Genomic DNA, 11,398 nt, shown 5'->3' on the forward strand with positions numbered 1-11,398 from the left:
GGGTTCTGGGCAGATAGCCATACGCAGTACAAACAACTTGGCGTTTTGCAATAGCAGTAAGGTGGATGCACTTATGCCGAAGAGTTGTCATCAGTTTGTGATACAATCTACGGCTTTCCCGAACATACCTGAACTCGAGAGTCATGGCGGCAGATCAAGAAATCGACAAAGACGACCAAACGCAAGCTGATTTGCGTGAGGCCAATCGGCCCTCCGAGGAGAAGGCCGACCCCGAGCAACGTAAAGCGAAGTTTAAAACGCTGATCGTGCTCGGTAAAGAGCGCGGCTATCTAACCTACGCCGAGATCAACGACCACCTGCCAGATGACATGCTGGATGCCGAACAAATCGAAGGCATCATCAGCATGATCAGCAATATGGGCATTCAGGTTTACGACGAAGCGCCGGACGTTGAAGATATGCTCATGTCCGACGCGGCGCCGTCTGTGCCCGATGAAGACGCTGCTGAAGAAGCAGAAGCAGCGCTATCTTCCGTTGACGCAGAGTTTGGTCGTACTACTGACCCAGTGCGCATGTATATGCGTGAAATGGGTACGGTAGAGCTCTTAACCCGTGAAGGCGAAATTGAAATTGCCAAACGGATTGAGGACGGTCTTAAGCACATGATCCAAGCGATCTCGGCTTGCCCTACTACTGTTGCCTATATCTTAGGCTTGGTAGAAAAAGGCTTGGCTGATGAGATCCGCATTGATGATGTGATCGACGGCTTTATTGATCCTAACGCAGACGAAAACACCCCACCGCCAATCGAAGTGATTGAAGCGGAAGCCGAGGATGCTGACGAAGCGGCAGAGATCGAAGAAGAAGGCGAGGAAGACGACGGTAGCGCAGCCGCTAAAGCCAATCTTGAGCTATTAAAAACTCAAGTGCGCGAGCATTTTGACATCGTGCGTGAGCACTTCGACAAAATGATCAAAGCGCTGGCTAAAGAAGGCGCGCACGGCAAAACTTATCTGGAGCATCAGCAAGCAATTGCTGGGATCTTCCTGATTACACGCTTTGGCGCTCGCCAAGTTGAATCGCTTTGCGATCAACTACGTGGCATGGTGGATGAAATCCGCAGCTGCGAACGTGAAATCATGGATATCTGTACCGTTCGGGTAAAAATGCCGCGTGATCACTTTATCAAAACCTTCCCAGGTCGTGAAACAGATACGACATGGGTAGTGGATGAGATCAACTACGGGCATAAATACTCCGCTATTTTGGCGCGCTATCAGCACGCCATTATGGAAAAGCAACAAACTCTGGCTCAGCTGCAAGTTAATGCAATGATCCAGATTAAAGACTTAAAAGAAATCAACCGTCAGATGTCGACGGGTGAGGCTAAAGCTCGCCGTGCTAAGCGCGAAATGATTGAAGCCAACTTGCGACTGGTTATCTCGATTGCTAAGAAATACACCAATCGTGGTTTACAGTTCCTTGACTTGATTCAGGAAGGCAATATCGGCCTGATGAAAGCGGTAGATAAGTTTGAATATCGCCGTGGTTACAAATTTTCGACTTACGCAACATGGTGGATTCGCCAAGCAATTACACGCTCGATTGCCGATCAAGCCCGTACTATCCGTATTCCGGTACACATGATCGAAACAATCAACAAGATGAACCGCATCCAGCGGCAAATCTTGCAGGAAACCGGTATTGAGCCGACTCCTGATGAGCTAGCTGAACGGATGGAAATGCCGGAAGATAAAATCCGCAAAATCCTCAAGATCGCTAAAGAACCGATCTCGATGGAAACGCCGATTGGTGACGACGATGATTCCCATTTGGGCGACTTTATTGAAGACGCAAACAATCTGGCTCCTGCTGAAGCCGCTATTTACGCAGGCTTGCGTGAAGCGACTAAGGAAGTGTTAGATACACTTACACCACGTGAAGCAAAAGTTCTGCGTATGCGCTTTGGTATTGATATGAATACCGATCACACGCTGGAAGAAGTGGGTAAGCAGTTTGATGTAACGCGTGAGCGTATCCGTCAGATCGAAGCTAAGGCCTTGCGTAAGCTTCGCCACCCGACTCGTTCAGAAAGACTGAAAAGTTTTGTTGAAAGTCAGGCAAGCGAAGGTTAGAATAGCGCCTCTTTTCGAGCCCGCTCGAAAATAAAAGAATGACGGGCCTGTAGCTCAGTTGGTTAGAGCAGAGGACTCATAATCCTTTGGTCGTCGGTTCAAGTCCGACCGGGCCCACCAAAAATCAAGGACTTAGCTTCGGCTGAGTCCTTTTTTTTTGCCTACTGTCAACCAAGTGTCAACCGCGCCAGAGGATTCAGGCTGCGAACCTCTTGCAAATGCTCTGGTGACAGGTGGGCGTAGCGCATCGTCATCTTCAAATCACTGTGTCCCAGCACTCTTTGCAGCGTCAAAATGTTTCCCCCATTCATCATGAAGTGGCTCGCGAAAGTGTGCCGCAGTACGTGCGTGAGTTGCCCAGCGGGAAGAGTAAGCCCGGATCGGTCTACGGCTTCTCTAAATGCGGAATAACAGTTCACAAATAGCCGTGCTCGCCCATCCTTGGCGAGCTGCTGAAGTTCGGCCTCTAGTTCAGCTGAAATCGGGATAGTGCGGTTTCTTCCACTCTTTGTTACTGCGTATTCAATTGCCCCTTGTCGAAGCTGCGTAGGCTTGAGCCCTTCTGCTTCACTCCAACGCGCACCGGTTGCGAGGCAAATTTGACTGACTAGTAAAGTGTCGGGGTTGCTGCTTTCGGACAGAGCAGCAAAAAGCAGCTTTATCTGGTCATTAGTCAAAAATGTTAATTCTTTCTCAACAATTTTAAAGCTGCGAATTTCGGAAAGTGGATTTTCCCCACTCCAGTGATTGAGGCGCTTAAGTTCGTTGAACATGGCTCGCAAGTAGGCATGTTCACGATTGATAGCATTTGCAGATATGCCAGCTTCAAGTCGCTTTGCTCGGTAGGCAGCAAAATCATCTGCGGAAAATTGATCTGCTGTTGGGTTGCCAATGGCATTGATGAGCAAAAGTAAGCGAGATTGGGTGTTCTTACCAGCTCTTAGCTGCTGGCCATGGTTGATCCACCAAACGTCTAATAATTCCGAAAGCCTACGCGTATCGCGTTTTTTGGGCTGCCAATCGGGCTCTTGCTGGAGCTGCCCTTTCAGCCATGTTTCCCACTCTAGGGCTTCGCGTTTTGTGCCAAATGTCTTGCGGTAGCGCTTGAAGCCTCTTCCTCCGGGCTGAATATCAACGATCCAGCCGGATTCAGTTTTTTTAATAGTCATTGGTGTTCTTATTGTTCTTCGGAATCATGTTCAGTTGCGAAATTAGACTGATCCACCGTGAATTTAGATCTGCGAAGTAGGCGTGGGTCGAACCTGCTTTTTAGTTTGTCATCCTCTTCTTCTCTTTTTTCCATAAGGGAAAAAATCTCACGGCTTTCATTGTCTAAAAGCTCACTCCTCTCTTCCATAAACATCGTTTCTAAAATTTCAACTTTTCGACGTAAATATGCGTTTGCACTTTTTCGCGCAGGGTCTTGCCGAAGGTTTATTTCAAATTCGTATCCTTCGGCTGGGGAGATGTGCCCATGTTGACTATCGGTGATGCCCGTTGCTAGCCAAAGTGCAAATTGTGGCCATTGTCGTGCTATGGCTTGGATCATATCTGCGGTCGGCTGTTGTTTACCGGCCAACATGTTTTTCCACCGTTCTGAACTGATTGAAGTGCTCTCTTCGAGCAGCTTTAGGCGGCGGTGCGAAGTCGTGCAGGTGTGGATGATCTGCAACAGTCTTTCCTTTATTTCACGAGAAGACATTATTAAACCCCCTTTAGTGGTTGACATACACTATTGGTGCATGATGTACTGTGTGCACTAGTCGTGTATTTTAACCACTTTTCAAGGCTGTACATATGTCGTGCAATGATATTTCTCCTCTGGTTACGCGCCAACGCTTCTCAGAACTTTGCGGTGTCACTTTAGATACGGTGAATAAGTGGGTGGATCGCGGGTATTTACCGGTCGTTGCTATGGGACGTTGGTCATTGGTCAACATTGCTTTGATTAATGCACGCTGTTTAGAAAAAGAGTTTCAACCACTCAATGACAACATTGTAAGCCTTGATGCGCAACGTCCAGCAAGTCATGCCCGCAGCGCGTGAGCGCGAGGACATGATTTGCTGCTCGCTGCGCGGTTACGGGGACTTTGTACACATTCAAATTTAATAGGAAACAAATCATGAGCACGCCAGAAAAAACCATCGTGAATCGCACGCTCCTTGCTGGGCGGGTTAATGCAGTTCGAAAATCTGAGGATGTTGTATTCACAGAGCTGACATTGCCATCGCCTGATGCATATTCGCAACCAGCGACAGTTGAGATTCGTAGCCGAAAACGGCTTGGACAGGTTGGTGAAACAGTTGAAGTCTCTGTTGTTTGTGGCGGCTATCGTGGCAAGTCATTTTCATATCAGGACAAAGACACAGGGGAACGTTTTACACGTCGTCCCGTTATTAATTCGTTCTCGTCAATCGAGGACTAGGACTAGAAATGGCCTCGTCTTCTGATTTCTTTCACCCTGAAAAAGTTCAGCAGCGACAAGCGGCTAGTAAAGCTGCTTTTGTTGACGGTGTACTGCAAAAAGTTCACTCATCGCTGCATCCATATCTGCGCAATAAATGGCAAGAGCTGCACGATACAGTCAATGAACCAGCAGCAAACCTTTGGCTTCGACAATTTCGTGATTCGCTTAGCAGTATTCCATTTTCGCCGGATCTGGCGGCAGATGATGCTGAGTTGAAAGCGTTGGCAAAAAAGCGTGCAAATGAGATGAAAGAGATCTACGCACGTAATCGTTTGGGTTTTGCGGGTGGGGAAATCAGCGTTAGTGCAGCGCAAGGGGACATGAAGTTTTTGGCTGGGATTTGTGGAGTAAATGAGGATGAAAAATTATTTATTCGTTTAAATCCAGTCGGTCAAAACTCTGAAGAAGTAGCTGCAGAAAAAACAATTAAGTATGCATTAGATAAATATCTTGCGCCGGTTGACAGTGAAGCATTGGAGGGCGCGATTCTGCGGCTAATGGACTCTGCGTGGTGGATAAGAAAACTACGCGTTCATCAAAAGCAAGCGCTTGAGCATGAGCGAATTAAATTCGGATTTGTCGGGAAATCACAGTCGCCTTATGTTTCTTACGATGAATTAATTAGATTCGTTGCTCAACGCACCAAGAGTAAAAATACACTCGAAAATATAATTGTTGTAAACGATCTCGGCGAGGAATTTACGCTTGCTGATTTTGTTGCTCTTTCAGTTTCTAATCCAGAAATAAGGATGGCTGAATTAATGACGCGTATTGCTGGTATTGAGTCAATCGCTCAGGAATTGGGTCATTGCGGTTTGTTTATTACAGTTACATGCCCGTCGAAATTCCATGCACAGAAATTAGATTATTCTGGTACGCACTCAATTAGAAATGATAAGTATCAGGAATACACCCCTAAGCAAGCTAATGAATACTTATGTAACGTTTGGGGCCTACTCCGAACTGCATTATCAGATCACGGTATTAAGCTGTACGGCATACGGGTTGCAGAGCCGCATCATAATGGATGCCCACATTGGCATATGTTGATGTTTGTCGAACCAAAATATCGTGCGACGGTCGTGCGATTATTCCGTCGATATTTTCAGGCTATGGATAAAGATGAGCCGATGGCATGGAAGTATCGATTCAATGTAAAAGATATTGATTGGAAGCGTGGGAGCGCAGCGGGGTATTTAATCAAATATCTCTGCAAGAATATCGATGGTACAGGAATGATTGATGCCCAAGGCTTTTTAGCTGCTGATTTTGATTCTGATTTAGATGTAATTCATGCCGCAGAACGCGTGAATGCTTGGGCTAGTTGCTGGGGCATTCGTCAATTCCAGTTTATTGGTACTCCACCTGTAGGAATATGGCGTGAATTGCGCCGGATTGATGGCGAAGTTAGCGAAGAATTTACAGCGGCAGCTGATGCTGCAGATCGTGGGGATTGGGCAGAATTTACAAGAATTATGCAGGTTGATCGCAAGGTTTTACTAAAGAAAGACAATGGTCTTAATAAATATCGTGAGCCCACGGAAAAGATTAAAGGGCTTATTGATGTAGCAACAGGTGATTCAATCATTACGCGTGAACGTGAGTGGGAATTGATTTTTGTCGGTGGTTCTGTTTTTGATTTTCCTCGGACTAGTGACAATAACTATAGAAACGATCAACCCATTGAATTTAATAAGAAAAAAACTGAATCCGAAGTTGGTAGAACACATAAATTGGCAGTTGCCAATATATTAGAATTTGATCAGACGAGTTTAAAGCGCAGAAGTCGTTTAAAGCCAACTATCAATTCGATAAATCAGCAAATGGCAGGTGTCACATGAGCGCAGGCATCGTTGCAAATGTGCTGGTGTGTGCTCCCGTTGCTGTTGCACCTACACAAGTTCAGCAGCAAATTTGCCCAAAAATTGGCAGTCAGTTTTATCAGCCACGTCAAACGCAGGCGTATCTATTGGATACATCACAACAAAACAATTTTGAAGCTGCTGTCGCTCAATTTGATTATGCATATGCGTCGGGTATTTGGGCTATGTCATTTTCGACAGTCGTAAGTTTGTATTTTGTTAGTCACGGAATCGGTTTAGTTCTCGGCATAATCCGCCGTGGCTAATCGTTGTAACGAGCTGAGCGTTTTCTCAGTATTTAAATAAGGGATATAAAAATGAAATTACTTAAAAAAGCAGGATTATTAGTAATTGCCGCTGTTTTAGCTCCAATTACGTTTGCTGCTGGAACCGGTCCAGATTTGACTGCTTTAACCAGTGCTGTTGATTTCGGCACCGTTATTACCGCTTTGCTGGCAATTGCTGGAATGTTGGCGGGCGTATATATCACAATTAAAGGTGCAAAAATTGTGATTGGTATGATTAAGGGTGGTTAATACTCGTTGATATTAAAAATTGGTGCGGCGAAAGTCGCATCAATTATTTGGAGTGCTTTAAATGACAATTAATCAGCTGTGGTATTTGTTCATTTTTGCATGGGGGATTGTGTGCGCTTGGGCTGTAATCTCTGGCTTTAAAAAGGATGTTTAAAAGTGCATAAATTCCTGATTGTGTTGTTTGTCATATTTGTCTCAAAAAATGTTTTAGCAGGTCAGGCTCTTCCAGTCAGTCCAATGCAGCGGGTATTTTCTGCGGGTGTGCAAATCAAGGCAGCAAAACGGGGGTTCGCAGTCAATGATCCGAGGTACGGGGCTACTCTTAATTCTATGTCTCTTGGTGCAGCCAGTGTTGCTGGAACAACTGCTGCGGCTGTCGTGGCAGGAGCTATTACAGCCCCAGCTTGGGCTACAGTTGCGATTGCTGCTGGTGTTGGAGCTGTGGTTACTTTTGGAATTAACTTGGCGATTAATGGAGCCATAGAGTGGATTTTTTCACCCAATGAAAATGATCCGACACCAATTACGCAGAAAAGAAAGCCAAAACCAACGCCCCCTACAACTGGCGGTTTAGTTGAAGGCGGAGAATATTGGAAAACGAATAATTACATGGCTAGTGATGCCATGAGCACGATTCAGGCCGCGTTTGCTGATGCTTACAACTCAACATACTCAAAATTCAAAGATTATAATTTTTATCTGGATGGTTGCGCCGCTGATTCACCAACAACATTTAATTGCATAGTAAAACGTGTTGCGATATCTAATGGAGCAACAACTAATTATTCTAATTTTCGAGCGGGGTTTTTTTCTAGTGGCGCTCCACGAAATTGTCCGCAAGGCCAGGTATCAAATTCAACAGGCTGCATTACACCTATGAAGTTGCCTGAGAATGTTCCAAATTTACCGAATGTCCCTCCTGAAGCTATTAAATTAACTGTTCCACAAGCAATTAATAATTTATCCCCAGCAGAGTTGGAAGAAGATCTTTCACCAGAGATTATTATCCCAATTTTTGAAAAACTGTGGCGTGATGCAGCCGCTAAGCCCGGGTACGCTGGTTTGCCTTACCTTCCAAATGACCCCCTTACCGTTCCAGAACTTGTCGAGTGGAAGAATAATAATGCGGCCGACTGGCCGCAGGTACATCATTTTGTTGATCCTCAGCCAGCAGTTAATAAGCCTTGGAGCTTGCCCCCTGTTCCGTCTTCGTCTTCTTCTGCCAAAGACCCCAATACAAACCCACCTTCTTCAACAAACACCAACCCTGCTGCCGAAAATCCATTACAAAATATTGGGCCTGATCCCAATATTGGGGCACCTCGCCTGGAAGATACGCCGACTGCTCAGCAGATTTTGCAACCGCTATTTAATTTATTCCCTGATTTTCGATCTTTTGTCATGCCTTCTCATCAATCGGTATGCCCAAAGCCATCCTTTGATGCATTTGGCTCAACATATGTACTTGAGTCACATTGCAAAATTGCAGAGGAACAACGCTCAATTCTTTTGTCAGTGATGGGCGCCGTTTGGTTATTGGCTGCGGCAATAATTATTTTGAGGGCTTAATTTCATGTATGGTATTTTATTATCGGCGTTAAATACAATACTTGGCTTTGTTGTAAGATCAATTATTGTTAAGTTCGTATTATTCTTTTCTTTATTTTTTATCGTTACAGAGTTTATACAAGTTTTAATTGGGTCTGGTTTGTTGCCACATGCGAATTCAATTTCTTCTGCGCTTGGGGCCATTCCTGCATCAGTCTGGTATTTTTTGGACTTGTTCAATGTGTCGTCTGGAATACCATTAATTCTTTCTGCATACGTTACTCGCTTTATAATTCGAAGAATCCCGGTGATAGGTTGATATATGGCAATTAATGTTTATGCTGGACTGCAGGGATCTGGGAAATCATTTGAAGTTGTTTCGTCTGTGATTTTAGAAGCCATTTTAAAAGGTCGTCGAGTAGTTACTAATGTGGCAGGAATTAATGAAGATAAAATTCATGAGCATTTAGTTAATAATAAAAATGCAGAGCCAGATGAGTTGGGTAATATCATTCATGTGACTAATGAAAGAATATCTCAGCCGTGTTTTTTCCCAGATGAAGAAAAGACGGATTTAGAGTCCGTTGTTAGAGGCGGTGATTTAGTCGCAGTTGATGAAGCTTGGCGATTTTGGGGGACGGATAATGGCAAGCTAAGTCATGAACACATGCAGTTTTTTAGAATGCACCGCCATTATGTGCATGAGAAAACTGCAGTTGCATGTGATGTTGTATTGATGACCCAGGATGTTACTGGTTTACATCGGAGCGTTAAAAATGTAATTGAATTTACTTTTAGGATGCAGAAACATAAGAGTCTAGGTTTTTCAAAACGATATCGTGTTGATATTCACGAAGGATGGAAATTAAATAGCAAAACACGTATTGATAGCCGACAAAAAAGCTACGACATTAAAATATTTCCCCTTTATCAATCTTATAGCGGAGGTGCAGGGCAAGAAACGGTAATTGATAAACGCCAGAATATTTTCGGCAATAAAACGCTATGGGCATATGCGGTGTTTGTGATAATTTTTATTTCTGTATCTGGAATTTTAGCGTGGCGTTTTTTTCATCCCTCATCATCAGCAAAACCTAGTTCGCTTAATCCCCCGCTTGCTACATCCATATCTCAAGTTCCTTCTGCTGTCCCAGTTAAGGAAAAGCAGCTTTTCTCTGAAAATTGGCGCGTTGTTGGGGTATTTGAGTCTAATGGTGAACGCTGGTCTGTAGTGTCAGATAATTCAGGCCGGTTGCGGGTTGAATCACCAAGTACATTTTATTCAACTGGTATTTCTATGGTCGGTGAAATTGACGGTGAACATGTTACGCGTTTTTCTGGCGTCCCTTTAAAGGCAGCTATTCAGACCGAGGCGACAAAATGAAAAAAGTGTTTTTAATCATAATCCTGTTTTTATCGTCGGCAGTAAATTCAGCTCAATTAAAGCCTGTTAAATTCGATTTTCAACAGGTCAGTGTGGCTCAAGTCGTTGGACTCGTATATTTGCAAGCATTACATCAGCCGTATGTTATTTCGCCAGATGTGCTGCGTGATGAACGTGTTGTTTCATTTCGGTTTGAATCAGAGAAAGGGGATCTTCGCCAATTTTGGCGAGCTTTTCTTGATTCGCTGGGTATTGTCATAGAAACACGTAACGGCATTGATTTTGTATCTATTAAAAAACCAGAAACTTTATTAGTAAATCATGATGTCTTTGTTTATCGGCCAAAGTATCGGTCACTGCCATATCTCGTTGATTTGCTAAGTTCTGTTTTTCGCAACGGGGCTTTTTCTGTTCAGCGGGTTGTAAAAACACAGCTTGGTGAGCAAACACCGTCTAATCCACCACCTGCATCTGCTGCTGGCATGATTCAGAACCAGCAGTCTGACGTGCTTGTTTTTGATGGTTCGCCCGATGAAATACTGAAGTTAAAGCGGTTATTGGTAGAGGTCGATGTTGCTTCTGGTGAAGTTATGGTGAGTGGCATCATTTATGAAGTATCGACCACGAAAACAGATGGTTCTGCATTTTCATTGGCACTAAAGCTTTTGGGTGGGAAATTTTCGCTCAATTTGGGTGTAAAAACGCTTGAAAACTCGATCCAGTTTAGTAATGCCACAATTGATGCTGTTGCCTCTGCACTATCAACAGATACGCGATTTAAAATTGTCACTTCGCCAAGGCTGCGCGTCAGGTCAGGTGCAAGCTCCCGGTTAATGGTAGGGCAAGAAGTCCCTATTCTTGGAACCGTTAGTTATCCCCAAGGGAGTTCAACACCTGTTCGTTCTGTTGAATATCGAAGTTCAGGGGTGATTTTCGACTTAAATCCAACGGTACGGGAAAGCGTTATTGATCTGGATATTGCCCAGCAATTGTCTAACTTTGTAAAAACGGATAATGGTGTCAATGATAGCCCCACACTGATTAAAAGGGAGTTGCGAACATCTGTCAGCGTTCAGGATGGAGAGGTGATAGTGCTCGGTGGTTTGAGTGAGGACAAAGAAACGACGGGACAGAGTGGGCTTTCATTTTTGCCTATATTTCCGTTGTCTAAATCTGGGGATAAAGGACAGACTGAGTTTCTGCTTATTTTGAAACTTCAGAGATTGTGATATTCAGAACGCCATTATGATTTAGTGTCATTTTCTAGTTCATATATGTACGTATATCGTTCTGATTCGTATCTATAAAAATAGACCACAATTGTGGTCTATTTTTTTGCATTCTATTATCAGAGTAAATTAACTACCTGATTATGTCTCTTGCTCAGTTAATCTCCCACGCGGGCAAGGCTTAGCTATGAGTAATGCATGTAGCATTCGTGGAATTAGGGCGCACAAATCAAAACGCCGATTAAATCGATACTGCATTTCTGCCAAATAGCGAC

The 11,398-nt window shown here is 44.2% G+C and carries 12 protein-coding genes, 1 tRNA gene and 1 pseudogene; 11 read left to right on the forward strand and 3 right to left on the reverse strand.

The genetic code is table 11. The annotated features are described in order from the left end of the window. Window positions 1–143 precede the first annotated feature (143 nt). Together rpoD and Q0R17_RS05165 are read left to right on the forward strand one after the other, a co-directional pair. Window positions 144–2,096: an RNA polymerase sigma factor RpoD gene (gene rpoD, locus Q0R17_RS05160; protein WP_293932749.1), complete on the forward strand. Its 1,953-nt coding sequence runs from the start codon at window positions 144–146 to the stop codon at window positions 2,094–2,096. Between the two features lie 43 nt (window positions 2,097–2,139). Beyond that, window positions 2,140–2,216: transfer RNA gene (locus Q0R17_RS05165), tRNA-Ile, on the forward strand. Between the two features lie 47 nt (window positions 2,217–2,263). On the opposite strand, the gene Q0R17_RS05170 is transcribed toward Q0R17_RS05165, so the two are convergent. Both Q0R17_RS05170 and Q0R17_RS05175 read right to left on the reverse strand, forming a co-directional pair. Next, on the reverse strand, window positions 2,264–3,265 hold the full coding sequence (locus Q0R17_RS05170) for a tyrosine-type recombinase/integrase (RefSeq protein ID WP_293932750.1): 1,002 nt from the start codon (window positions 3,263–3,265) through the stop codon (window positions 2,264–2,266). 8 nt (window positions 3,266–3,273) lie between these two features. Beyond that, a complete protein-coding gene (locus Q0R17_RS05175; protein WP_293932751.1) occupies window positions 3,274–3,798 on the reverse strand; it encodes a hypothetical protein in 525 nt (174 codons plus the stop codon). A gap of 95 nt (window positions 3,799–3,893) precedes the next feature. On the opposite strand from Q0R17_RS05175, the gene Q0R17_RS05180 reads away from it, so the two are divergent. The 9 genes from Q0R17_RS05180 (at window position 3,894) to Q0R17_RS05220 (ending at window position 11,123) form a co-directional block, all read left to right on the forward strand. Then, window positions 3,894–4,142 carry a hypothetical protein gene (locus tag Q0R17_RS05180; protein WP_293932753.1) on the forward strand — a complete coding sequence of 83 codons (249 nt, stop codon included), beginning with the start codon at window positions 3,894–3,896 and terminating at the stop codon, window positions 4,140–4,142. 77 nt (window positions 4,143–4,219) lie between these two features. Next, window positions 4,220–4,522 carry a hypothetical protein gene (locus tag Q0R17_RS05185; protein WP_293932754.1) on the forward strand — a complete coding sequence of 101 codons (303 nt, stop codon included), beginning with the start codon at window positions 4,220–4,222 and terminating at the stop codon, window positions 4,520–4,522. 8 nt (window positions 4,523–4,530) lie between these two features. Continuing rightward, the gene (locus tag Q0R17_RS05190) at window positions 4,531–6,405 is read left to right on the forward strand and encodes a replication endonuclease (protein ID WP_293932755.1); all 1,875 of its coding nucleotides are present in this window, start codon (window positions 4,531–4,533) and stop codon (window positions 6,403–6,405) included. Continuing rightward, on the forward strand, window positions 6,402–6,692 hold the full coding sequence (locus Q0R17_RS05195) for a hypothetical protein (protein WP_293932757.1): 291 nt from the start codon (window positions 6,402–6,404) through the stop codon (window positions 6,690–6,692). Before Q0R17_RS05190 ends, Q0R17_RS05195 begins: the two co-directional genes overlap by 4 nt. 51 nt (window positions 6,693–6,743) lie before the next feature. Further along, window positions 6,744–6,962 carry a hypothetical protein gene (locus Q0R17_RS05200; protein WP_293932758.1) on the forward strand — a complete coding sequence of 73 codons (219 nt, stop codon included), beginning with the start codon at window positions 6,744–6,746 and terminating at the stop codon, window positions 6,960–6,962. A 156-nt stretch (window positions 6,963–7,118) separates the two neighbouring features. Then, window positions 7,119–8,531 (forward strand): hypothetical protein, encoded by a 1,413-nt coding sequence (locus Q0R17_RS05205; RefSeq protein ID WP_293932760.1) that lies wholly within the window; start codon window positions 7,119–7,121, stop codon window positions 8,529–8,531. Between the two features lie 4 nt (window positions 8,532–8,535). Then, window positions 8,536–8,829, forward strand: coding sequence for a DUF2523 family protein (locus tag Q0R17_RS05210; RefSeq protein WP_293932762.1), 294 nt, complete (start codon window positions 8,536–8,538; stop codon window positions 8,827–8,829). 3 nt (window positions 8,830–8,832) lie between these two features. Then, window positions 8,833–9,894: a zonular occludens toxin family protein gene (locus Q0R17_RS05215; protein WP_293932764.1), complete on the forward strand. Its 1,062-nt coding sequence runs from the start codon at window positions 8,833–8,835 to the stop codon at window positions 9,892–9,894. Then, window positions 9,891–11,123, forward strand: coding sequence for a type II secretion system protein GspD (locus Q0R17_RS05220; RefSeq protein WP_293932766.1), 1,233 nt, complete (start codon window positions 9,891–9,893; stop codon window positions 11,121–11,123). The genes Q0R17_RS05215 and Q0R17_RS05220 overlap by 4 nt, the downstream gene beginning before the upstream one ends. 141 nt (window positions 11,124–11,264) lie before the next feature. Here Q0R17_RS05220 and Q0R17_RS05225 read toward each other — a convergent pair. After that, window positions 11,265–11,398, reverse strand: a pseudogene (locus Q0R17_RS05225) (IS1595 family transposase); the annotation flags it as partial.

The organism is Iodobacter sp., assembly GCF_025352645.1.
In the GTDB taxonomy this organism is placed as follows: domain Bacteria; phylum Pseudomonadota; class Gammaproteobacteria; order Burkholderiales; family Chitinibacteraceae; genus Iodobacter.